The sequence below is a fragment of the Scytonema sp. UIC 10036 genome (assembly GCF_009725235.1).
This window is the reverse complement of record NZ_WJFC01000007.1, coordinates 105930-131765: the sequence shown is the minus strand read 5'-3', so window position 1 is coordinate 131765 and position 25836 is coordinate 105930. Positions and strand designations below refer to the sequence as shown.

Sequence of the window (25836 nt, the reverse complement as noted above, 5' to 3'; positions counted from 1 at the left end):
TATCCTCTGCCTTTCTTGCGGTCAATCGACCCTAACGCGGAAACGAACAAAGCCAAAATTACTCCCAGAAGTATAATTAAGAGTTCCAAAATTAACTATGATGGCACCTGTAGGATTGGTTTGATTGGGGCAAACATGGCTCTGACTTAAAGGGGCTAAGGGTGAGAAAAAGCTACCCTCATCGCTATCTACAGAATTTGTTTTAGATGTAATTGTGTTAGCTCTATTTACCAAAAGACCGTTAGTTGAACCAAAACTGTTGGTAACAAATGTTGTTCCTTTGGGGATGGGGTCACATAATCTAGCGTTTGTTATTGGTTGGTTGCCATCAACCAGAAAGTAAATTGTATATTCTACTTCATCGCCACTCCGTAATGGTACTTGAGAACTAAGACTGAGAAATCCTCGTGGTATAAGTTGAGACCAACCAGGAGCATTATCATTGGAATCATTGGGATCGTCGATAAAATTATTAAAGTTTATACCATTGAGAGAAACACCGTTTCTCACTACGTTTGTAATTCGTTTGACTCCTCGCAAGCGGAAGATTGGAGGTGGAGTTGGCGTAGGAGTTGGCGTAGGAGTTGGTGTAGGAGTTGGTGTAGGAGTTGGTGTAGGAGTTGGTGTAGGAGTTGGTGTAGGAGTTGGCGTAGGTAGAACTGGCGAACTAACAGTCACGTCTTCTCCTGGTGTTGCTGGGTCATAACTTGTACTTGTTGTTCCATTTGCGGTAGTGCGGGTGGGGTCTAAATAAGTAGCAGTAGCACCGTTGTTATAAACCCCATCAGGTACAGTCTCAGCAATATCAACAGAGAAGGTTATTTGCACGCTACCTCCACCGGGAATGTTAAACTGACCAAAGTCAAGATTGGTTGCGCCAGAGGTGGGGTTGGTTGTACTGGTGCGTGTTGCCCCTCCATTTAAAGTTATAGTGGGAGTGGTTGAGCCATCAAAGCTAAAACCACTGGGTAACGGATCGGACATATCCACTTGAGTGGCTGTCCCTCGATTGGCAGCATTCGCAACAGCGATCGTATAAATTGCCTTACCAGGTTTGACAATTAGACCGGGTGTACTGGTAGTTTTAGTTATAGTTAATAAAGGAACACACTCAGCACCGGGACTGACACCAGAAATACTGCTGGGAGGTTGATTTATACCTCCTGTACCTGCGGTAGCACCAAAGCCAGGGTCTAATGGGTTAGCTGGATCGCTTGCTATTCCACTTTGTCCGCCTGTAACGTTGACAATTGCACCGGGGCTAGTATATACGGCACCACCACCGCCACCGCCACCAGGACCGTGAGCTCCCTGAAAAGGTTGGGTGAGACTGCTGAATTTGACGTTGCCACCGTTACCACCTCTGGCATTTACGGTCAGACCAGAAAGGTTATTACTAGTGGCGCTAACCACCACACTACCACCAGCACCACCCCCACCAGTACCATCCTGCCGGACATCGAAAGCAGTGGCTCCATTGGCATTGATAACACCACTGCCGCTAACACTGCCTGTGCGAATTAATACCGTTCCACCACCATTTGCCCCACTACTAGCAATGCCGGTACTGGGAACACCAATAGACGCAGTAGTGGCTTGATTTGTTGTTCCTGCACCGCCGCCCCCACCTAAGACAACACGGCTGCTTGTAGCAGGAAAGACAGATCCGCCAAAACCACCCACAAATAATCCAGACGTCCAAGAACGACCTCCCATACCTCCGCTACCGCCATTACTACCACCACCACCACCGGAGTTGCGTTCGTTGGTAGATGGGAAACCATCTGTGCTTCCACCGCCAGCGTTACCAGGTGCGCCACGACCGTAACTACCTCCCGGATAACCTTCGGTAACATTATCGATGAATGAGTTTGTAGCGGCGTTAAGTACAAATCGCGGTGTTCCAGCAGTACCCTCTCCTTTGGAACCATTGGCATTGTTAGTTGATAAAGTCACGTAGTCTGTAGAATTACCAGTATCGCCAGTTAGCCGACGCCCAGCACCGCCGCGAAAGCCTTTGCCACTCACGTCTACAGTCGCACTGTTGAGGTTAAGATTACCTGCAACATCATAAACTAAAATTCCTCCACTAGCACCATTCCAAGGAGCAGCGGTCAGACTAGAATTCATTGTAGCGCTGGAATATTGCGGGACGCGAATAACTTGATATGTTCTTTGACCTTGAGAACCAAAAGGGGTATTGGCATAAGAATGAATCAGCCCTCCCCCTGCACCTGTCCCTTGGATCGGCACTGAACCACCTGACACAGACCCCGTAGCTACAACGTATTCATAATTACCTACAATAAAATTGGCGTTGTTGAGGTTTCCACTAGCTCCTGTGGTTGCGGGGGCAAGAGAAGTATTGCTATTATTCCCACCACCTGCGGCTCCATCACCATAACTGTCAGTATTACTAGAATCGATATCCGCTCCTTGCATTTGAATAACGAGCAATAAGTCACCTGCCGTAATTGGGGTGGTAGTACCGTCGGGATTAATTGCACCTACAGGAATGGAGGTTGCACCTGCGCTTACTGTTGTGTTTGGAGCACCAGCGTAGTAAGTATTAATGATTCCGCCTATACTACTTGGCCCATCTTTGCCCGGTGTAGCACACAATTGGGGTGTTATCTGAGCTGTGACTTGGGAAACGTTAGTTTCAACGAACAACAGCAGGCTTTGATAACTCAAGGTGGTAAGTATTAGAATAAGACTACGAATCAGTTGCAGCGAATTGTGCTTGGATATTTTTTTCATGTTAATTGCTAATGGCTAATGGCTAATGGCTAATGGCTAACACCTCGTTCCCAGGCTCCGCCTGGGAATGCCTGATTCGGAGGCTCCGCCTCCTGTACTCAGTTAGTGCGAGATTCTATTTGTAAATCGTTTTCTTGCTCTTCAAGAATGATTTCCAAACCCCTTGTGTCTTGGAAAATAATTTCTACACGTCTATCTCGTGCAGTATCAATACGGCTATTACCTGCAGTCCGGCGCTGTTTTTCTCCAAAAGAACGAATCGTCATTCTTTCTGGTGCAATTCCTTTTTTTAGTAAATAATTTCTCGCTGACATGGCTCGTCGCTTGCCTAAATCCAGGTTATATTCATCACTAGCACGGATGTCAGTGTGACCTTCAATTTCTATGATGATGAAAGGATACTCCTGCAAAAGCTTTACAACTTGATTGAGTACCGCCGCACTCTCTTGGCTGATAAAGTCTTTGTCTAAAGCAAAGTGAATGATGCGCGGAACTTTAATACGAACTGGTTCGGGTACGGGTATGGGTTCTGGTGTGGGTTCTGGTGGTTTGCTAACACATTGGGGAATTTGAATGGGAATTTGAATAGTTTTGTCTCTGCTTGCTCCTCCTACTCCCCCTACTTTGGCATTGAAGGCTGGTTCAGAAGTACCGTATTGGGGATGGGTTGCGCTCGCACTGATTCTATCCCCTGCTTGTAAACCTGTTAAACTCCCACTAAACTTTCCTTGTTCATCTACAGTAAATATTGCTAGCGGTTCGCTCAAGGGTCCATACTTATTTTCTGTCCCCAAAACTCGATAAATTTGTACCTGAGAACCGGGGTCTGCCTTACCATCAATTAATACCTTACCATTGACTATCAACAACTCAGAACTAGCAAACTCCGGTGCATTTACAGCCCCATTTGCTGTTTCCTGACGGCGGTTAGGGCTATTGCGTTTGGGGTTGGGACCATCCCCTCGTTGAAAATCGCTGACATCTAGTTGTTGCTGAGTGTTGAGGTCAATACTTAAACCTTCTAACTCTCCAAACCTGTTATTTTGAATGACGTTAGCCATCGCAGAACCAAAACCACTTCCCCGACTGGGAAAAAATGGAGTCACCGCCACTCCAGGTCCGGTTTGGTTGCGAATTTCATTATCCATCACTTGATGTGCGTTCCCCATCAAGTACACTGCAGCACGGCGCAAACGCTTACCATTAAAAATGATGCGGTTATCTCGAATTTTTACCTGACCTGTTGGTTTGAATAAATAAACACCAGCCCCATCATTTCCGCAAATCAAATTTCCTTGGAGTTGGGAATTAGCAATCACGCCCTCTAACCTAACTGCATCAGGCATTCCAGCAATACCATTACCAATGATAATGTTTTCTAGCATGGCAGTATTTTCAGCGCGAACCGAAGTAATAATTCCGCTTCCTTCATGAAAAGAAATACGGTTACGACGAATTGTGGTTCCCGTGCTGTTAAAAACGTATACTCCAAAAGACGATGTTTTCTCTGGCATTTTCTCATCCGGAGTTATACCCAACCAGTTATTCTCAATAACCACACCTTTGGGCGGAACATCTTTTCCACCAAAGGGAAAATGACTGTTAGGTGGTTGTTGCTGTTTGGTATTGGGAGGTGGTAAGCGATGGGAAATAAAAATGTCAGCAGGGGGTGTTGTTAGAGTAGCCCCTTGTGCAGACGAACGGAAACCGTAAATACTTAAACCGCGAATTTGAACACCATCAGCAACAACCGTCAGACCTCGAAGTATATTTTTGTCACTAGCAGGTGCGATCGCTACTATTGCTATAGGAATGGCAATTTCCGCAGTAGCCGAACGAGAGGCATTGTAACCTGATTGTGTCGTACCATCCACGACTAACCCTGGTGTTGCTAAAGGTGGTAATTCCTGCTGTAACTTAATCGTCGTTTCACTTTCTGGCAAGTTAAATTCAATACGTGCATTTCCCTGGCTAGGTTGTACCTGCGCTTTTTCAGATTGACTGAGTTGCTGTACCTGAAGATTGCCATTGACTAATTCAATTGCCTCGCGCAAGGTCAGCTTATCATCTGGTTGTATCGCACCATCCTCATGACTGTTGACAATTACCTGCAAAGAAGATGGTGAAGATGGTAACTGACCGACTGCAAGTTCTGGCAGTATCAGCCAGAAAGAAACAGCGATACACATCCAGGGATACTGCGAAAAATTGCGTATAAATAGAAGTATATTATATTTCATATTAATCCTTCTCACCTATCTGGGTTTCAGACTTAACACCAACAGGTTGAACCACTGATTCCTGTTGTTGCGGCGGTACGACTTTTTGTCTGCCAAAACCACCAAACAGTTCATTGACCTTAAAACTGATGTTCACGTAGGGACCGCCAGCCGAACGATAACCAGAAAAATCGCGATCGTCCGCACCACCAAAGGCATAACCCAAACCGATGCGTAAATCGGGTGTTAAATAATACCCACCTTCTAAAGCCAAACCAAATTCGCTGTAGTCTTGGGATGGTTGACCTATCCAACGTCCTTCCAATGCAACATCAGTGCGGTAGCCCAACTGATAAGTAGCGCGTAACTGCGCCAAATGTATGCTACTGAGATTGGTAAAGTTATCAGCAAAGTAGCTAGTGCTGTTGCGGAAAGCATATTTGCCATAGAACTCCCACCGCCAGTTTGGTGCATAAATCGCCTCAGCAGAGAAAATATGGTCAGTAGAACTACTAGAGTTACCATCTAACAAAGTATCAGGTGTGATACTGGGGTTTTGACGGTACTCGTACCCCAACAAAGCATTAAATTTATCGTCGTTGGGGTCGCGGTAGGCTAATCCCACACGCAGATTTGCTGTATGTGCTAGTCCCTGCAACAGTTGATTTGCTCCTCCTGCTTGTTGATAGCGCACTGCTGCGGTTAAAGCAGGGGACAGCTTTCCAGCTGCATCGGCTGAGATAACTGTATAATTACCTTCACTCCCATCACGATATTCAAACCGGGCGTTTGCTTGGAACTTTGGATTATCTGTGTAAGAAAGTCCAACACTATACGTACTTCCAGCAAATAATCCTAATGAAGAAGCACTTTGTCCGACTGCATAAGGTTGGGCAAAGCGAACACCCGCCCCTGTCTCACCAAAGATATCTTTAAAGACGTGTTCGTAACCCAAACTCAATTTTAATCCGGGTGCAAGTCGAATACCATGATTGAGTGCTACAGCCGCTTGGTCGGTTACGCCATCAGCACCAGCCAGAACAGAGTAACGACCGCTAATAGTGGTATCTGGAGAAAATTTATGTTCGACAACCGTATCCAAACTGGTGATGCTATTACCTTGTAATAACCCACCATCAAAGAACTGGTGCGCCAGTCGCATACTGACTCCTGGATATAATGCCCAATCTAAACCTAAGGTGGTACGGTTGGGATAGAGCGGATCGCTTTCACCAAAGTTAAGTTCATTTTGGGCGCGAAAAGTCAGCGATTTGGTGACAGGAACGTTGAGACGAGAGACTAGCTGACTGGCGTTACCATCAAACTTGTCACTAATTCCATCTCTACGGGAATGATTGACGTACTCAACACTGAGGTCAGATTTCCCAAATTTTTGCTCAATACCCGCACGCCAAGTCGTGAGTGAATTATCTACTTTACTTCCCGGTGTGGGTTGTGGTTGGGGATTGAATAGGTCAACCAACTGTGTCTGTTGGACTGGGGCAATACCAAAATTATCTTCGCGATCGTACCCTACATTAAAGCTGGTGGTTTCGCTGAGTTTCCCAGTTAAAGATGCACCATAACGGGTTTGTCCGGGTGTAAAGCTCCAAGTAGCGTTATTAGCAAAGTTTTCTGTCACTGAACGATAATAGGCTTGCCCCTGAAAAGTTTTACCGATGTTACCATTGACTTCTAAACGATAGGCAGAACCACTGACATCACCAAAAGCAAGGGTATTGTGACGGGAGTGGGCGTATTCACCAATAATTTGACTGGAATTTCCTAATGGTACAAAAAAGTCTACCCCGTATAATTCAAAGTCTTGCTTGCCTTGGTCTTCCCGAAGGTAGCTTGCACCTATAAATGGTTGTCCATTTATACTAAATTCTGTTGAATCTAAATTTCTAAAGTTATATTGCAACCGTCCTGCGTAAAGGTTGCTATCTTCCCCTGATTCGTTTTGATAGGTGACAACAAGACGCCGCACTAAAGTCTTACCAAAAGGATTTAATTCAGTGGCAAAAATAGGACGGCGAAATAGAAGTGTACCGCGATCGTAATCAATTTCGTAGTCTGCAACACGAGATAAAGGCTTGCGTTCAACGACTGTACCGGGACGATTGATTTCTTCTGCTTCTAAAAAGACGCTTTCACTACCGGGAACGACTAAGCGACGTGATAGAAAGTAAAATCCACTTGTACCATTCGGACTAATGGTATCGCGTTGAAATCCTTGAATATTATTTGCATACAAAGTCGTTAGTTGCAAATTACCAAAGTTGTAATTTCCTTTAAAACCGTGTAATTGTCTGGTGGTCGCAGTATAGAGTTGAGAATTCCTCGCAAATTCTTGGGTACTGTAGTCACCCCACATGAAATAATCAGGTTCTGCACCCGGTATTTTTGGTGTACGTTCAAAGCGAGCATAGACACTATCTATAGAAGGGGCTGTTGTTGTAGAGCTGGAACTGTCACCATAGACGGGATACTGTTTTTCACAGGATTGGATACCACCGAATAGGCGATTGTCACCGTTGCAATCTAGGTTGAGAGGACGTTTGCTATTGAAAGCACCTGTAAATAACCAATCCCCTACTTTTCCCGTTGCAAAAACTGCAGCATCAAAATCGACAGTTGTACGACCAATCTTGTCTGGGTGAAGATAGTCGCGGAAACTACCCCAATAATCTGTACCACCCGCCCCAATCCTTAAATTTACGCTTCCTGTTGCCAAGGAAGGGCGCAGATAGGTGATAAATTCTACATAAGTGTATGCTTCTAGTTCCTCGTTATCCACTGCGGCGCGAATCTTTACGTTCTGGGCTTCTAAACTGGATTGCAGTGTGGCGGTGAACTCACCTCCACGAGCAAGTATTTGAAATCCCGGTGCGTCTGTATCAGTATCTGCACCAACAAACTTACCCGCACTTGCTGTCAGGGTAATTGTGGCATCTTCAGGTATGAGTTCGCCTTTTTCATCGGTAATTTTGCCTTGTATTGCGATCGCAGAACGTCCATCAGCTGGTATTCTAGGTTCTGTCGTAGGAGCAATAGTAATCTTTTTCTTTGTCTCTTCAACAATGACTTGAATACTGACCGTTTGACCATCAACTGCTCGAGCAGTTATGGTATTTTCACCTTTCTCCAGAGGAACTTTGTACCAAATTAGAGTATTTAGCTGTTGTGCTTCATCTTTGTGTAAGTAGTGAGGGATAGAAGCATCAATTGGTTTACCATTCAACGTCACCCTGATTTCTGTCTTGGGATGATATTGAATCCCCAAATTTGTAGTTTTGGCAGTCGTCACACCTGGAACAGGGGTGATAATACGGACTTCGGAAGATGGGGAGATGGGGGAGATGAAGGAGATGGGGAGATGGGGAGATGGGGGAGATGGGGAAGATGAAAAACAGGTTCAAGATCATCTTCGACTGGTGCGATTAACTCTGCTGGATTGGGAGAAGGAATGTTTTGCCGATCTTGAAAATTTGCAGTTTGTGCAGATGTACTTATAACAGGTATAACTGGTAAGGTACTGCAAACAGTTAATACAGTCAGGTTAATTTTTCTAGAACCAAATTGTGTCATCTTATTGGCGTCCCTCCCCAGATGCTGGAGTGACTGCAAAATTCATCCGTCCCATTCCTCCAGGTGCAAGGCGAACAAGATGTGACTGACTGTTTTTCTTGATGCTGTAAAGATTGGGAGCACGACTATAGCCCGGTAAGCTAGTTAAATCTAAAGTTCCAGTCCGATTCCCGGAAATCACATTGGCTAGAGAAAACATACCATTGACATCGGTAAGGATGCGGTTTCCATCATCCATGTAAATCACCGCGTTAGGAACGCCCGGTTCTCCTGGTTGCTGTTCTCCATCAAAGTTTTTATCTATAAAGACACGACCAATTAAAGTCGCACAATCAGAAACAATACCGGGACGAATTTTGAGCAAATGACTGGCGGTGTTACTTCTGATATTTCCAGTAGTCGCTACTGCTAAATTTTTGCCTGTTCCTCTTACAGCGTCTGGCGTAACCGTAACTGCATAGACTACGTTCAAAGTTCCTTGTACGGGAATGCTACCAGCATAATTAATTGTGATGGTGCGATTTTCACCTTGAGTGCTCGATACCGCAACTGGTTTGGTAACATTATCGCTCGTTAGGGATGCTTGCAGCGATCGCGTTTCCAAATTTAATCCTAAGGGGAGAGTGTCAGTCAGTGCGATATTGTTAGCTGCTGAGTCTCCAGTATTGCGGATTGCAAGACGATAAATGACCGTATTTCCTGGTTCCACTGCAACGCGGTCTGCAGTTTTGATAATCTGCAAAGCTGCTACCCCTCTAATAAAGGATACAGGATTGGTGTTAATGGGCTGAACGCTCTCACCACCAAGCACAGCTGTATTGGTAATTTGATTGCCACTAGAGTTAGTAGGGTCAAGATTGTCACTTCCAAAAACTGGAGTATTGTTCACTTCATCAGCAGTAACTGTTGAAATTGCAAAAAAAAACATTCCAGGCAAAAACAGAAACAGTAAAGGATATAACTGCTTCATCTGTTTGATGATTAATTTCATTATGAGAGTTATAATTATTTTTAATTACATTTCTACACCTATAGCAACAACAATGATACCTATTAATGATTTAGGTATGATTGCCATCGATTGATATTTTGTATATAGCCTTTCTCAGTCTCATGAGGTACGCTCCCCCCTTTCATCCCCCCTTTGTAAGGGGGGACAGAGGGGGGTAATTTTTGTACCTCACCAGGTTGAAATTTGCTGTATCAAACATTCATATTCCTAATTCCAACATCATTGGAATAACAAATGTTGTTGAGAAAATTATGAATTTTGTTGTCGGAGATGCCTATTATTTAAATTTTTAGCATTTGCCAAAAAATCTCAATTCCTTTTTTTGCAACCTGCTAACGTACTTCTACTGTCTCCAAAGACAAAATCTATCAGGAAACCTTTGTCCTGGCTCTTTCAGGTAAATGCCCTATTTAACTTTTAGGTAGATGTGCTTCTGATTTAAATAGGTAGTTTTGTTCTTTTTCTGACCTACAATATAACTAGAGAAATCTTGAATGACAACAAATTTTTTATAAAGTTATATTACATTTTTTTAGCAATTAAACTTAATCTATTTCAATTTTAAATAATGTAGATAATACTTTTTTTAAAATGATAATTATAGATGAAATCTGTATTTTCACTAATATATTTTCCTATCTCGATAACCAGTAACCTCTCGCTCGGTCACTGGTTACTAGCCAGCCAATACTTGTTGGTTAAGCCTAAAAATGCGAAAACACGTTTACAAGCCTTTGTTGGGTTTCGTTCCTCAACCCAACCTACAAAAATTCGCTGGTATTTTACAGATGGCTGGAAAGTTGCCTGAGAATCGCAAAATTTACCAACCTTGCAGGTACGCTAGAACCTTTAAGAATTGGCAAGCGGAGAAATTTGCCTAATACCAGACGGGCTATTCCTTTGAGACGAGCTTGAAACCTTACAGATAAAAACTTGAGAGAACCGCCTCCTCCTACCGTTGCGTAAATAGGCATAAAAGCAAGTTTATTATAAAGAATATCCGCTCTATGAGTTTTACTCAACCCATAACGAGAATGCTCTAAATTTGGCAGTCCTCCATGTTCCCCATAATTGCGGAAGGGTATATAGTTTTTCAAGTTTCTATTGCGGAGAAACATATCAATGGTGGAATCCCAAGCAGAATAGGCGGTAGACCCTGATGTTTTCTTGACGGCTTCTCCTAACTCGAGTAAAATTTTGGCAGCTTGAGGCGTAACAATATAAGCAACAGTAGATACAGAGCATCCTTCAGCATAACCATTTGCTGAAACGTTATAAAGCTGAGGAGCGCAGGTGTAAAGCCAGCTAATGCCTACATTAGTTTGATGGGGATTAAAAGGTAAAGGAAGTTTGCCTAATCCTACCACTGGAACAAAATCTGCTTCAATAATCAAAGTTGGTCGGTTGTCAACCGCAGCTTTGTTCCAAGCTTCTTTATGGTTGAGTAAACATAGATAACTAGGAGAAAAATTTTTATAATCGGGTTTATGTTCTTGTCTGAGAACATGACATTGGAAACCTTCTTGAATCAAAGTTTCTTCAAGCTGCTGGGTTGATTCCTTGTAGGCAATGATGAAAACTTGACTAATACAATCAACTAACCTAGAGGAATCAGGAATTAGTTTATTGATTCTCGTTCTTATATTTGAATGGGTATCTACGCGATCGCGCAACTCACGGTTATCCAGCACAAGCATAGTCTTTTTTTTCCTTCACCTAATAAAATCTGAGTTTAATTAAATTGGGGAAATTTATGCTGTTAACCGTCTTGGTCTTTCTATGGTATAGTGGTTTTTGGTCATTTTTACACCCTCTTATTTGGTAGATTCCGAACGTTAAATCCAGCATAAAAAAGAATCAGAAGATGTACATCGGTAATTCTTCAGAAAAATTTTTTGATTCTACAGTTCTGAAAAATTACTGATGCTTTACTTAGTTATGGACGTAATTACAGTTTTGTCATTTGAGCCAATGGGACGGAGATGAATGTAGAATGGTGTTTACCTCACTTTGCCTTCTTAAAGACATTCCCACGCAGAGCATGGGAACGAGAAGTTGCAAACATCTTACTGGACATGAGGCAAACGAGAAGCAATGAAGCGATTCATCCAATTTTCCAGATATATGCGGTTGCTTTGTTGTTGATAGGGTTCTTTTGTATCTAATGGATAGGGTGATAGCCCTTTGATAGCCGCTGTCACAACACAAAACATAGATTTCTGGAAACTGCTGCAAATTTGTACCCGGAGATTATCTTCTTTTCGAGGCGATCGCATATAGACTTCATGCAAGTACTGAGGTAGGAAATGGCGCAAATCTTGCATGAGTAAAGTAGGTGGAATTCCCGCACCACCCGTTATGAGAGGATCGGCATAAAGGACCCCATAAGCAAATTCAGACAAATCTTGAGGTATTTGTCGTGCTTGTGCATTGTAAGAAGTTGTACCAAAAAAGGGGGTTCCTCGAAAGAAAATGGTTTCCACATAAGGCAATGCTACATCTTGCAAAAATTTTAACCCTGCTGTTTCCGGAATAATTTTGTAAAGTTTTCCGCGAATACTAACACTATAGGTGATGGGTAATTTAGCTGCTACAGTTAAACCAGACTGTATATACTCTGTCACTTGAGAAATGGAAGTGATTTCCTGACGGTTATAAAGCTGAGATAACTCCTTAAAGAGATCGCTCATGACTCTCCAGAATTGACTCATAGCACTGTAATATGCTAACTGCCTAATTTGTTCTGGAAAGAAAGCGCTGAATAAATGATGAAAGCCTCTTAATAATAAATTGCCTTCAAATTTAGCCCGGATTGCTTGTTGAGCTAATTGCTCAAATTCTGGAGAATTTAAGTAAGTCTCTAAACTACCTCCACCATGCCAAAACATGGTTTTAGTACAATATTCTGCATATTCAAAATTCAAGCGATCGTCCAAGCCATAGCGAATTAAATTTTTAGGTGTGGCTTCACCATTCAGGTATTTCAAGAGAGGAAATGGTTCTAAGAACGCATTATTAGCAATGTAAAGAAGATTCTGGGAATAGGCATCTAACACAAGTGCATAACTATGTAGAATTCCAACAACTTCTTGCAGATTTTGTAGGGAATCTGGTAAGAGACTTTCTCCAGCTTCCAAACGATGAATATATTCTTTGAGGGGATGGGAAGACTGCTTGAGTTTTGTAAGAGTAACCATCATTGTTTTTCTCCTGAAAAAGTAATAAATCTAGATTTACGCAATAGCTTCCCTTTTTTAGGCTATGGTGTATACAAGTCTGTATAGCTTACAAATCGAGGTTTTTAGCATTGTTTTTACCCCACCTAACCCTCCCCTTGGAAAGGGGAGGGAACTGGAAATCCTCGTTTTTACCCCACCCTAACCCTCCCTTGGAAGGGGAGGGAACTGGAAATCCAATTTCCCCCCTTTCCAAGGGGGATTAAGGGGGGTAACTTTCATTGCAGATGTGGTTGCTTCGCTTTTACTAATGAGCCAACCAGGTTGGATTCCAAATAGGATGATAATTGCTGCTAATATGACGGCTGGAATGCGTTCTGACCATTTGACAGGGGGTAGTTCAGCCAGTGCTTCAGGAAGGCGACCAAAGAAAGCGCGGTTAACTAGTGTTAGAAAGTACACAGCAGTTAATCCCGTACCGACCATACAAAGCAGAGTTTGTATGGGAAAGACAGAAAAACTACCTCGAAAACACAAAAACTCAGCAACAAAACCTGCCATACCAGGGATACCAGCACTTGCCATAACGGCTACTACCATGAGGCTTCCAATGACAGGTAAACCTTGTTCTGGGTTAAGTAACCCTTTGAGGATATTCAAATTGCGGGTGCAGGTCTTGTCGTAAACAATACCTACTAAGAGAAAGAGCAAGCTAGAGATTAATCCATGGCTAACCATTTGAACGATCGCACCCGTTAAACTTATGGGAGTTGCAGCAGCAGCAGCAAGCAAGACATAACCCATGTGTCCGATAGAACTATAGGCTATCATCTTCTTCATATCTGTTTGCGCGATCGCTACAATAACTCCATAGATAACACTAACAACTGCCCAAGTTGCAAACCAAGGTGCGAGAACTGACCATGCTTCGGGAAATAAACCCAAACCAAACCGTAAAAAACCGTAAGCCCCTAACTTGAGGAGGATTCCTGCTAACAGCATGGATACAGGTGTGGATGCTTCAACGTGGGCGTCTGGTAACCATGTGTGGAAAGGAACAAGAGGTGTTTTAACAGCAAATCCCAGCAAAATTGTCAATAGAAGAGGGATTTGAGTTGCCAAAGGTAAAGCATTTGAAACTGAAGGATTGTAATCAAAGCTAGTAGCGCCACTTATACCAACTAATCCCAGAAAAGCTGCAAGTATGAGAATGCTAGAAATTGCAGTGTAAATCAAAAATTTTGTGGCTGCGTATTCACGACGATCGCCTCCCCAGATAGCAATCAGCAAATACAAAGGAATCAATTCTATTTCGTAAAATAGGAAGAACAACAGCAAATCTTGAGCTAAAAAAGCACCGGATATACCCGCATTTAACAGCAAGATGAGTGTATAGAAAAATCGGGGTCGATGGGTGAGGGGATGAGTCGTGTAAATAGCAAGGCTTGTAAGGAATCCATTAAGGATGAGCAAAGGTAGAGATAAACCATCTATTCCTAAATGGTAATTGATGCCTAATGTTTCCAGCCAAGGAATGTACTCTTGAAATTGCCAATCAGAATTCAATAATTGAAATTGACTGCCTAAAAAAATTGACCAAATTAAGAGCAGAAATGCGATCGCAAATGCAATCCATCGTGCAATTTGAGATGTCAATTTGGGAAAAAATGCGATGACAGCAGCACTCAGTGCTGGTATCCAAATTAAGGGACTGAGCATGATAGTTAGTGGATAGTGGTTAGTGGATAGTGGTTAGTGGTTAATGGTTAGTGGATAGTGGTTAGTGGATAGTGGTTAGTGGATAGTGGTTAGTGGTTGGTAGTTGGTGGCTAGTGGATAGTGGATAGTGGTTAGTAGCGAATAACAACTAACAACTAACAACTAACAACTAACAACTAACAACTAACAACCAACAACTAACCACTAACAACCAACAACTAACCACTAACAACTATCCACTAATAATTGAGAAAACAGTTAAAAAACTGATTCCTAATAAAATTGTGAGAACGTAAATTTGAGATTTTCCTGGGGCGCTGTATTTCAGGCTTTGACCGGTGAAAACTGTGACTAATCCTAATAAGTTGACCGAGCCATCTACAATGAAGCGATCGAACCAAGCCGTGAATTTGGACAACTGCTTGACAGCAAAAACAACGCTAATCAGGTAAATTTGGTTGATATAAAAGTCATAATCTAGCATCTCATGGAAGAATTTTGCAGTTTTTTGTACCGGTCTTAACCAAACTCGCCGCAGTTCAATGAGTATTCCAATTCCACAACCTAAAACTATAGAAAGCAGTTGCAGCAAAGTTTCTGAAATATTCATGGCTTTCCATGATGGTATCAGAGCGAGACTTTGCAGCATGAAGGGTACACATAAAGTAGTTACTGCCAAAATAACCATTGGTAATGCCATTTGCCATCCTACTTCAGGGGCACGACGAGTTTTGGCTTGAGATGAACCTAAGAAAACTAAACGAAACACGCGGGTGAGGTTAAAGGCGGTTAGCGCATTCACGAGAAGTAAAATACTGACTAACCAAAGAGCATTTAACTGCAATGGCTCAATTGTTTGTGAGAATGTCTCAAAACTGCTAAGTGGTAATACTCCAATGAGTCCAGCTGTACCTATGGCAAAAGCACTGGCTGTGATGGGCATGGTTTTTCCTAACCCTCCCATTTCTGTAAGATCTTGGGTGTTGGTTGTTGCGATGACACAACCTGTACTCATAAATAACAAAGCTTTGGCGATCGCATGAGCTAAAATCATCATCAGCGCAAAGTTTGTCGATTTCATTCCCACTGCAATAAAAACCAACCCCATGTATGCGCTTGTGGAGTGGGAAAGAGCGCGTTTGATATCGATTTGAGAAATAGCAACAAGTGACGAACCAACGGCAGTGATTGTACCAATGACAACTAAAGTTGTGAGGGCAATAGGTGAAATTGCTAGAATTGGTTGAAGTTTTATTAACACGTAAGCACCGCAAGAAACTACGAGGGAGTTCCGCAATACGGATGCCGGACTGGGGGCTTCCATCGCTTCATCAAGCCACAAATGGAGGGGGAATTGAGCACATTTTCCCGTCGGTCCTGCGATAAGTGCCAAGCATAACAATGCGACTGTTTGTGATGGTAATTGTGTTGTTTGTGCCCATTGATATAAATTAGGAAAGTTTGTGCTACCTGCTAGAGTTGAAAGCCCTACAACTCCCATCAGTAGTAAAATATCTCCAACTCGTTTGGTAAGAAACGCGTCACGGGCAGCTGTTATTGCTAGAGGTTGCGCGTACCAAAATCCTACGAGTAAGTATGTTGATAGGGTGAGCAATTCTAACCAACCGTAGGATAGCAGTAAGGAATTGGAAAGTGCCAAGCCACTCATTGCTCCTTCAAAAAATCCCATAAGAGCAAAGAAACGAGCTATCCCATAGTCCTTTTCCATGTACCCTAGGGCAAATAACTGAGCTAACAGACTTAAACCTGTCACGAGTTCTATCGCCCCGACGCTCACGGATGAGATTTCTAGGGCAAATGACAAATCTAAATCCGCAACCTTAAACCAGTGGATGAATAATTCTTGGGATGGTTGGTTCCAGATGGCGCTGAAGACGAATAAACCGTGAAGGTAAGCGCTGAACGTCGTGACGAGATTGAAGTGGGCAGCAAGGCGGGGACCTGTGCGCCGGATAATGCCCGTTGACCACGGTAGGGTGAGAATTGCTCCTAGCAAGCCGTAGAACGGTATGAGCCAGGTAGTTTGAATCAGAAGTTCTGTCATGAATGCCGAGCGAAGGATAAAGGATAAAGGAAAAAATTATGAAAACCTTTGACTTCTTACTTCACACTGCACACTTTACTGTTTTTTCGTCAGTTCATTGTTGACATTCTCTGTTTTGGCGATCGTTAAGTCATAACTATTAGGGTTGTTGCTTAAGAATGTCCGGCGGTATAAATTTTTCGATTGCGTTCTAAAAGTCTATCCCATTGAACTATGAGGGTACTACCCGTTTGTTCTTGTTGTTTTGCCCAGGTTGAAAAGAGATCGAGGCAGGAATGGTCTATATAAGCTAAATTATCTAAATGGACGTGTAATTGTGTCTTTGGAGGGATGTGGTCTAGGATGTTTGCCAATTTTGGCAGTCTTACAAATGTTGCTGCACCTTCTAAATAAATGTCAACTCGTTGATTTGTTTCATCTCTAAGAACTTGGATGTTTAGCTTGGAGATTCTGTAAATCAGTGAGATTGCTGTCAAGATAATTCCAATAAGAACTCCTGTCAACAGTTCGGTGGTAACAATTCCAATTAAAGTGGCAAAGAAAATGGCAACAGGAAAACGCCCGTATTTCCTGAGGCTTTGAATGTGTTCTACTTCTATCAATTTATAGCCAGTATAAACCAGTATGGCTGCTAGACCGGATGTAGGAATTATTTTTAAGAGTCCAGGAGCAGCAATCACTAAAATGAGCAACCAAAGTCCGTGGAGCATAGCAGAGAGTCTTGTTTTTGCACCTGCTTCTACGTTGACAGAACTGCGAACTATGACGCCGGTCATTGGTAAAGCACCAAGTACTCCACAAAGCATATTACCAAATCCTTGTGCTGCTAATTCCCTGTCAAAATCTGTTCTTGCACCGCTATGGAGTTTATCAACTGCGGCGGCTGATAATAAAGTTTCTGCACTGGCAATGAATGCGATCGCGATAGCTTCTAGCAAGATGGGGGCATGAATGAGGCGTGGTAAGGTGCTTAAAGATGGAAGTTGAAGGGCTTCTAAAAGGTTAGAAGGAACATCCACATAGTCAATAGGTAATTTGTATGTGGTGGCAATTGTTGTTGTAATAACGATGGAGACGAGTGCGCCCGGTATAAGTTTGAGGCGCTTTGGCTTGAATTTTTCCCAGAGAATAAGAGTGGCGATGGTGAGAATACCTAATAAAGCAGCAATGTGATGGGCGCTACCATCCATGGGAAATAGTGCTTTGTAAATAGTTTGGGGAATGGTTATTAAATTTTCCAAGCCATGGGAACGGGGTTTATCGTCAAGCATGACGTGAAACTGAGATGCCAAAATCAGTACACCAATACCTGAAAGCATTCCATATATGACAGCAGGAGACATAGCGCGAAACAACTGACCGAGTTTGAACACTCCTGCAAGTAACTGAATAACCCCAGCCAAGATGAGTATGGGACCGAGCATATCGATACCATATTGCTGAACAATTTCTGCAACAATGACAGCAAGCCCTGCAGCAGGTCCACTGACAAGTAACGGCGAACCGGATACACCACTCACAACCAGCCCTCCTATGATTCCCGTGACTATACCACGGGCTGGGGGAACTCCGGATGCAATGGCAATTCCCATACAAAGGGGAAGGGCGACCAGAAATACAACAAATGAGGCTGGTACTTCGTTGGTTAATGAAGGTTTATTTCTAATCTTAAGTATATTTCTCATCTACTTGTCCTCCAATTGCGATTAACAAACTCTTCGCAGTTCACAGTAATAGTTATCGATTTCTAAAGAAATTCACGTTGCTGAAATCTCAAGTGCAGACGCTTCAGAGCATCGGTACAGTTCCCGATCGCTCCGTTTTTCTTCAGTTGCAAAGCCTAATATCTCAATAGCTTACAAAGGTACTCTTACGAAAGCATATCTAGGAAGAAATTTGGTATTTACCCCCATGTTGAATACCGATCCTACACTCCAGACAGAAATTTCTCATAGTTGCAACTACCTCCTACTCCTAATAACGGATATCTTTTTCCATTGAGTTTCAGTTATAGTTCCTATTTACATTTCTTTATTTTTTAAAATAATCCGCAAGATTTCATGAAAAGAACGTAAATCAATTATGAGAATTTTTTCATAATTCACGTAAAAAGACGTTTTCTTGCATTTATCGCCACATAAATTCTTTCCTCTCTCGTTCCCAGGCTCAGCCTGGGAATGCCTTATGGGAGGCTCCGCCTCCTGTATCGCTCTGCTCCACCTCGCTATCTGCATTCTGTGGTAGAACCACCGGAACGAGACGGTACAAAGTTTCACCCTTTGGCTATGTAAAAGGTAACTACAATATACTCAGACAGAGCTATAAAAAAGGGAAGATGGCAAGTCATGAGATTGGGAGAAGCAAATTATGGGGCAGAGGTTTGAGTCAAGGGTGGAGGAACAAGGCAACAATACCATAAAACCAACCCTTACTCCGTCGGACTCTCGGAGTCTAATAGGAATTGAGAGCCGACGTAGGTATCGAGCAGGAGTTAAGTGGCTGATGACATCAACGGGAGCAATCTTGTTTGGAATTGGTGGATGGGCTGTTTACAATTATTTCTTTAATCGTCCGGTATCTCCTGTAGCAGTCAGTTTGATTCCAGTTCAACGTGGTAATGTTGAAGTCACAGTCACTGAGGCAGGTACTGTTGAACTAGGTGGGCAGCAAACTTTGAAAGCTCCAAAAGATGTTACTGTGGAGCAAGTTCTGGTTAAAGAAGGACAGCAAGTGTTCTCAGGACAGTCTTTACTGCTACTTCGCGATCGGGAAGTGGAACAGAAATTTCAAGAACAACTGCTCGAAAACAGAAAGAATGAAGAGACTTTAATTCGTCGTCAACAGGTCGTCGCTGAGAAACGAAAGACGTTTAAAGATATTCAAAAGCGGTTCCAAGAGTCCCAACAAGCATTTGATAAAGGTCTGATTCCTGAGTTTGAGAAATTGAAAACTGCCCAGAAGCGACTCAAACGTGCCCAAGAACTGATGAAGTTGGGTATCATCCCCAATCGAGAATTAGAAAGCGATGAAGAGAGAGTAACTGATGCTCGTGTAGCGTTGAGGAGTGCAGAAGATAAGTTAGAAACCGATAAACAAAAGGTGAATGAAGCACTAGCAGCAGTTCTGGATGCGGAATCGGAACAGCGCAAGGCTGCATTGGATGTGCGACGAGGTCAACAGAAGTTACGGGAACTTCAGCAACAGTTGAGCGATCGCCTCCTGAAAGCACCAATAGATGGTATCGTGCTTAAACTAGAGGTTAATCCAGGGAATGGAGTTAAGACAGAAAGTAAACTGCTGACCTTAGGGGACTCTGCGAAAGAAATTGTGCGACTGAAACTGACCACACTGAACGCTGCTAAAGTACGCGTGAATCAAGTTGCTCGTGTTAGCACAATTGGTCCCAACCCTAAAGTGTTTAGTGCTAGGGTCATTAGCCTCTCGCCCCAAGCAACCAGTCCAACGTCTGGTAATGAATCTGGTTCGTCCTTTGTGGGTTCATCTTCTGGGAATCAGGCAAAAGTGGATGCAATAGTTTCACTCGATAAGCCGAGTAAGACGCTAATTCCAGGCAGTCAAGTTAGTGTGGAGGTGATTCAACAGCGACGGCAAAATGTACTGATGATTCCTTTAGAGGTTTTACAGACGGGAGAGCGACCTTTTGTTTGGGTTAAGGATCGAGAAGGTAGAGCACAAAAACGCGAAGTGACTCTTGGTTTACAAGCTTTGACTGCGGTAGAGGTAAAGTCTGGTTTACGTGAAGGCGATAGAGTTGTCCAAGTTCCGCCTAGCCAAACAATGACTGAGAAGACTCCGATACAGGAATAGTCTAGTTTACCACATTCTAAAGACAAAGAAGCACAATAAATTAACTTTTCACTTTTAATTGCTTATGGGCATCTCTATTGCCGATATCCTTTCCCTAACTTGGAAATCACTGCATAGTAATCCAGTGCGATCTGGATTGACAACATTGGGAGTGTTTATGGGAGTGGCAGCAATTAGCGCCACATTGAATATTGCCGACATTACCAATGCTCAGATCGAAGCCAAATTAGCAGAGAGAGACAAACCGTACTTAACACCTTACATAATTGGAGAAGAAGGGTTTGCTGTTGGCGACGACCTGAACAAAGAAGATGAAATTGCTCTCAAACGCAGTATTGCGATCGTGCGCTCAACCAGTTCCGTTAGTTCAATTTATGGTTTCAGTTCCGTACAGTATGAGGACAACGAAGTAAAAAATGTGCGTACTTATGGCGTGTCTGAAAATTACATTAGTACGACCGGACGTACAATTATTCAAGGACGGTTTTTTAAGACAGTTGACTTTGAGCAATATCGCCCTGTGGCAGTTATCGATCGAAAATTGGCAACAACTCTATTTCGAGAACAATCTCCTTTAAACCGGGCAATCTTCCTAGCAAGTACCCGTCTTACCGTAATTGGAGTTGTGGAAACAAAATCAATCGGTCAAGAATTTGGAGATACATCTGGTCTCCTCTGGTTGCCTTCCACCTTTGCAAGTGCTTTGGCTGGAAATTTTCAGTTTAGCACTCTCCAGATTAGCCCTTATCGACTGGAGCAGATGCCACAGTTGAAAGAAAAGGTCAAACAAGTGTTATTGAAGCGACATCCAAAAATGGTTGTAGAAACGTTTGATAATACAGCAGATTTGCTCAAGGAACGGGAACTTCAAAAATCTGCTACACAAGCACTTGCTGTTGTGGGAGTCGTTGCTCTCTTAATTAGTGGTGTCGGTATTGCTAATATTACGATCGCTTCCGTTTTGGAACGTATTGAAGAGATTGGTATTCGGCGGGCACTTGGGGCAACTCAATTTGAAATCATGGTGCAATTTATCCTAGAAGCAATCCTCCTAAGCTTTGTTGGTGGTACTCTGGCGATTATTAGCGTCCATGGTTTAACTCAGACAGCAACTACAGTCATCATTCAAGCCCCCTATCAATTTTCTCTTCGGAATGCTGCCCTATCAATGGGTGCTGCGATCGCGGTGGGGGTTGGCTCTAGTTTTTTGCCCGCAGTAAAAGCTACTAAGATTGATATCATTGCTGCGTTACGGAGTGATTGACTATTTTGAAGAAAGCCATTCATGGAAAAATCCCACAAACCAAGCATGAAAAAAGAACATTCCCTACTCCCCACTCCCTACCCCCTACTCCCTGTTTCGAGCTAGAAGTTGGCATCGTTTTTGCACAGAGATCTGTGTAACCCAATTTTGTAAACTTCTGTAACAGGAGAGGTATGGTTGTTCGCTCAGCATCAAGCAAGCAGAGTCTTAGGGCGCTCGACTGGTTGAACGTGTTTTTGGCAGATATTCAGGGCGGTGTGGGGCCGTTTCTGGTAGTTTATCTCACTTCCAGTCTCGAGTGGAATCCAGCTCGGGTGGGCTTGGTGATGACGATTGCGGGATTGGCTGGGGTGATTGCCCAAACACCCGTCGGAGCATTAATTGACCGGGTACGCCAGAAGCGATCGCTCATTGTCATAGCTGCTGTGATGATTGCCATCAGTTCAATCGCCATTGTCACCTTTCCATTGTTTCCCATAATTGCAACGGCTCAATCCCTTACCGCCATTGCTGGAGCCTTCTTTGGTCCGACAATTGCCTCTATTTCTTTGGGATTGGTGGGGCGACAGGGGATGGAGCGCCGCATTGGGCGCAACCATAGTCTCAATTCAGCTGGAAATGTAGCAGCAGCATTGCTAGCAGGGCTTATCGGTCAGTTTATTAGTCAGGCTGGTATTTTCTACTTTACTATATTGATGTCAGGAGTGGTTATTGTTTGCGCTTTACAAATTCGCAAACAGGACATCGACTATCGGCTAGCACGAGGAGGGGATGATAGCGATTCTCCCGTACAAAAGCCACGCGAAAAGGCTCATATTTCTAATGTTACAGATTTGTTAAGCGATCGCCGCTTGCTAATTTTTGCCATCTGTGCTGTTCTTTTCCACTTTGCCAACGCAGCAATGCTACCCTTAGTAGGTCAGGTATTGGCTCACCACAAGGGCGGTAGTCCTCCGTTGTTCATGTCTGCCTGCGTTGTGACGGCGCAACTAGTTATGATTCCCATAGGAATTATCATCGGGCGGCAGGCAAGTCGAAGCAAGCGCAAACCCATCTTTTTGCTGGCGTTTTTGGTTTTGCCGATTCGCGGTGTGCTGTATACCCTAAATGATAACCCTCTGTTCTTGGTGTCTGTGCAATTATTAGATGGTGTAGGTGCAGGAATTTTTAATGTGATGCAGCTAGTGGTCATTGCCGATTTGACCAAGGGAACAGGACGTTTCAATCTAGCGCAGGGAGCCATTGGGACTGCTGTTGGGATTGGTGCGTCCCTCAGCAACGCTCTCGCTGGCTTTGTTGCTAAATCTGCTGGGTACAACGCTAGCTTTTTGACAATGGCTGCGATCGCTGGGATTGCTCTGGTATTTTTCTGGTTCTTTATGCCCGAAACGAAATCAACATCCCGTTCAGCCAGATCTAAGCTTACGTATGCCGGATGAATCGATATAAACGCAGTAGTCCACCACAATAATTTTGATGGGCAGTTACCTCGTTCCCAGGCTCCGCCTGGGAATGCCTTCCGAGAGGCTCCGCCTCCTGTGCTCTAACTGCCCGCGAGGCTCTGCCTCGCAGCCTGCATTCTGTGGTAGAACCACCGGATCGAGACTAGAAGATCTGTCCACTTACCCATCAAAATTAATGTGGTGGACCACTAGTAGTCTGGCACACCAACTTTGAGGGGTGATTTTAAAACCGCGAAGACGCGAAGAGCGCGAAGTCAGAGGGAAAGAAAATGAGTTTGAATGTTGTTTTACCTAGCAAACTTAGTGTGGCGAAGTACTAGTACTCTGTCACATCAACTTTGCGCTCTTTGAGCAATCTTTAAATTCTTCTTTTTTTCTCTTCCTTCGTGCTCTTCGTGTCTTCGTGGTTTTTTTCACTCGTCAATTTTGAGTTGACAGAGTACTAGAGCGCCAATCCACTAATATATGTTGACAAAAACGAAATTATATGTATAAGAGAAAAATGCTGATTTTGGACTAAATATTTGGGCTAGGTTTTTAGCGATTCTCCTTTGGAGACGCTACGCGAACGCATTAAAACATAACTCCAAAATCGCCGATTTTAATAACCCCCATATTTTGCGTTTTACGTCAAGCACTTCTACTGGAGCGGCTCTCTAGTAGGTGTAATTTTGCCACTTCGTTTGGTAGTAGTGATAAATTTGTATTTTCAATTAACCTGCTTAATTCTTCTGCCCATTCTTGGCTAGGATGAACTGCCGATAATCTCCTCACTTGACTCGATGTAGTTCACTAGAGGTATAGAGTTTATTTGGAAGCCCTATCTTCCCCAAACGTTTGTAAATTGGAGTAAATATTCAGAGAGCGGCAAACACGCTGTATTTGGGATTCCAATTAGGTGCGTTTTTCCGATAGTGGGTAAACCCATTACTATCGAATATTTCCTTTTGAGAGATTAATTCTATCAAAGAACATAACAAACCTTAACCGAGCAGTATGGCATAGCCATTCATTAGCATATATAAAACTTGAACTTATAAAGTAAAAATAAAAATTTGATTGATTTACACTAAAATCCCCTAGAGTTAGATTCTACTTGTTCAGTCCATGAAAGCTAGCAAAATGCTTGCCTAACAAGTTAACCCAACACTAGATTTTTCCCATCTGATATCATTTAATAAAAGAAAAATGACTGAAGTCAGAGCCAATTATGATAAATCATGGAAAGAAGCTTTGAACGAATATTTTGAAGACTTCTTATCCTTTTTCTTTCCTGCAGCACACAGAGCAATTGATTGGACACAACCCCCTGAATCTCTGGATAAAGAACTGCAAAATATTACTGCTTCAGCAGAAACGGGAGATGGAGTGGCTGATAAACTTTATAAAGTTCGGTTGTTGGACAAAAAAGAAGCTTGGATTTTAATCCACGTTGAGGTGCAAAGTTATTATGATGTCAACTTGGAAAAGCGGATATACACTTATAATTACCGGGCTGCCGAACTTTACGATAAATTTGTTGTGAGTCTGGCGGTTTTAGGAGACACTATTCCTACATGGCGACCTAACCGATATGCTAAATCTGTTTTAGATTGCTCATTGAGTCTCACATTCCCTATTGTCAAGCTTATTGATTACGAACAGAGTTGGCATGAGTTAGAATCCAGTAGTAATCCATTTGCCATCATTACAATGGCACACCTGAAAACTAAAGCAAGCACTGGTAATTTGACTGAGCGGGAAGAATGTCCATTGGCATTTAATTCGCGGACTTTATGAGCGGGGTTTCACAAAACAGCAAATTGTTAAACTCTTTGACATAATTGATACAATGATGACACTGCCTCAACAGCTACAAAAAAGATGAGTTGCCAAAATCAATCGTTTTGAGGAGGAAAGAAAAATGACTTTGGTTAGTCCAACTGTACAACTGGCTAGGGAAGAAGGCGAAATAATAGGTGAGCAGAAAGTCATTGTACGACAACTTAATCGTCGTCTTGGTGAGATTGAAGCCCCATTCATTGAGCAAATTCGTAAATTACCTGTTGAACAGTTAGAAGAATTAGCAGAAGCATTACTGGATTTTTCGACTGTAGCTGATTTAGAACAGTGGTTACACGATAGACCTAATTCTATAGAAGCATAAAAAAGTTAATAACCTGATGCTAGGGGAGTGTGGGCATTTTGGTGAAATGCCCGATTCCCTTTACCATCATACATTTTATCCATCATTCTGCCTAGTTTATCTGAGTTGGGTAATGACTTATTCCTGTTGCCTAATAAAACAGAGTAGGTTTTCTTAATTAGGATTTACGCATAGCCCCCCTTTTTAAGGGGAGATGGGGGATCTGTAACACGTGAAATCCCTAAAATAGCGTTGAGGTTGCGTAAGTCCTGTTAATGTTTGTTGTTATGATTGATTTTCTTCCTTGTCTACCTTTATAGTATTTTTGTAGACCAATTGCTACATGATAAGGCATAAATTTACGATTGACAAAAAATGCCTATTTTGGGATATCTCGTTAACTCTCTAAGGTTTTTCAAGCTGATGAGGGCGAACGACTCCCGAACCGCCAGCTATATTACCTAAACAGTAGGGTAGGCAGTGCTAGCCCTGTCAAGGTGGCTCATAAAATTTTGATTCAGGCGGCAATTCCTTCTCTTTTTCCTCTGCGCCCTCTGCGTACTCTGCGGTTCCAAAGTCATTTATTTAACCGCCGAGACGCAGAGTACGCAGAG

Annotated in this window: 15 protein-coding genes; 6 read left to right on the top strand and 9 right to left on the bottom strand. The window is 42.9% G+C overall.

Translation table 11 applies throughout. The features are described from left to right. Nucleotides 1-21: 21 nt before the first annotated feature. From F7734_RS05635 to F7734_RS05625, 3 genes are all read right to left on the bottom strand, one after another. The gene (locus F7734_RS05635) at nt 22-2760 is read right to left on the bottom strand and encodes a DUF11 domain-containing protein (RefSeq protein ID WP_155743753.1); all 2739 of its coding nucleotides are present in this window, start codon (nt 2758-2760) and stop codon (nt 22-24) included. A gap of 98 nt (nt 2761-2858) precedes the next feature. After that, entirely contained in the window at nt 2859-4949 is a 2091-nt protein-coding gene (locus F7734_RS05630) for an OmpA family protein (RefSeq protein WP_155743752.1), read from the bottom strand. 52 nt (nt 4950-5001) lie between these two features. Further along, nucleotides 5002-8289, bottom strand: coding sequence for a hypothetical protein (locus tag F7734_RS05625; RefSeq protein ID WP_347566131.1), 3288 nt, complete (start codon nt 8287-8289; stop codon nt 5002-5004). Here F7734_RS05625 and F7734_RS05620 point away from each other — a divergent pair. Beyond that, nucleotides 8276-8497 (top strand): hypothetical protein, encoded by a 222-nt coding sequence (locus tag F7734_RS05620; RefSeq protein ID WP_155743751.1) that lies wholly within the window; start codon nt 8276-8278, stop codon nt 8495-8497. The genes F7734_RS05625 and F7734_RS05620 overlap by 14 nt on opposite strands. Nucleotides 8498-8571: 74 nt before the next feature. Here the strand turns inward: F7734_RS05620 and F7734_RS05615 are convergent, their stop codons facing one another. The 6 genes from F7734_RS05615 to F7734_RS05590 form a co-directional block, all read right to left on the bottom strand. Next, nucleotides 8572-9561, bottom strand: coding sequence for a DUF11 domain-containing protein (locus tag F7734_RS05615; protein ID WP_155743750.1), 990 nt, complete (start codon nt 9559-9561; stop codon nt 8572-8574). A gap of 803 nt (nt 9562-10364) precedes the next feature. Next, a complete protein-coding gene (locus tag F7734_RS05610; RefSeq protein ID WP_155743749.1) occupies nt 10365-11279 on the bottom strand; it encodes an LPS biosynthesis glycosyltransferase in 915 nt (304 codons plus the stop codon). A gap of 369 nt (nt 11280-11648) precedes the next feature. Continuing rightward, nucleotides 11649-12779: a CO2 hydration protein gene (locus F7734_RS05605; protein WP_207714028.1), complete on the bottom strand. Its 1131-nt coding sequence runs from the start codon at nt 12777-12779 to the stop codon at nt 11649-11651. Between the two features lie 180 nt (nt 12780-12959). Further along, nucleotides 12960-14477 (bottom strand): NADH-quinone oxidoreductase subunit M, encoded by a 1518-nt coding sequence (locus F7734_RS05600; protein ID WP_207714025.1) that lies wholly within the window; start codon nt 14475-14477, stop codon nt 12960-12962. 232 nt (nt 14478-14709) lie between these two features. Then, nucleotides 14710-16542, bottom strand: coding sequence for an NAD(P)H-quinone oxidoreductase subunit F (locus F7734_RS05595; protein WP_155743747.1), 1833 nt, complete (start codon nt 16540-16542; stop codon nt 14710-14712). Between the two features lie 152 nt (nt 16543-16694). Then, nucleotides 16695-18227, bottom strand: coding sequence for a SulP family inorganic anion transporter (locus F7734_RS05590; protein WP_155743746.1), 1533 nt, complete (start codon nt 18225-18227; stop codon nt 16695-16697). 682 nt (nt 18228-18909) lie between these two features. On the opposite strand from F7734_RS05590, the gene F7734_RS05585 reads away from it, so the two are divergent. From F7734_RS05585 to F7734_RS63130, 5 genes are all read left to right on the top strand, one after another. After that, a complete protein-coding gene (locus F7734_RS05585; RefSeq protein WP_155743745.1) occupies nt 18910-20370 on the top strand; it encodes an HlyD family efflux transporter periplasmic adaptor subunit in 1461 nt (486 codons plus the stop codon). 64 nt (nt 20371-20434) lie between these two features. Next, on the top strand, nt 20435-21634 hold the full coding sequence (locus tag F7734_RS05580; RefSeq protein WP_155743744.1) for an ABC transporter permease: 1200 nt from the start codon (nt 20435-20437) through the stop codon (nt 21632-21634). A gap of 173 nt (nt 21635-21807) precedes the next feature. Then, nucleotides 21808-23073 (top strand): MFS transporter, encoded by a 1266-nt coding sequence (locus F7734_RS05575; protein WP_155743743.1) that lies wholly within the window; start codon nt 21808-21810, stop codon nt 23071-23073. A 1212-nt stretch (nt 23074-24285) separates the two neighbouring features. Beyond that, nucleotides 24286-24876: a hypothetical protein gene (locus tag F7734_RS63135; RefSeq protein ID WP_243146708.1), complete on the top strand. Its 591-nt coding sequence runs from the start codon at nt 24286-24288 to the stop codon at nt 24874-24876. Between the two features lie 124 nt (nt 24877-25000). Further along, complete coding sequence (locus tag F7734_RS63130) at nt 25001-25243, top strand: DUF4351 domain-containing protein (protein WP_243146707.1); 243 nt, start codon at nt 25001-25003, stop codon at nt 25241-25243. The last annotated feature ends 593 nt before the right edge of the window (nt 25244-25836 follow it).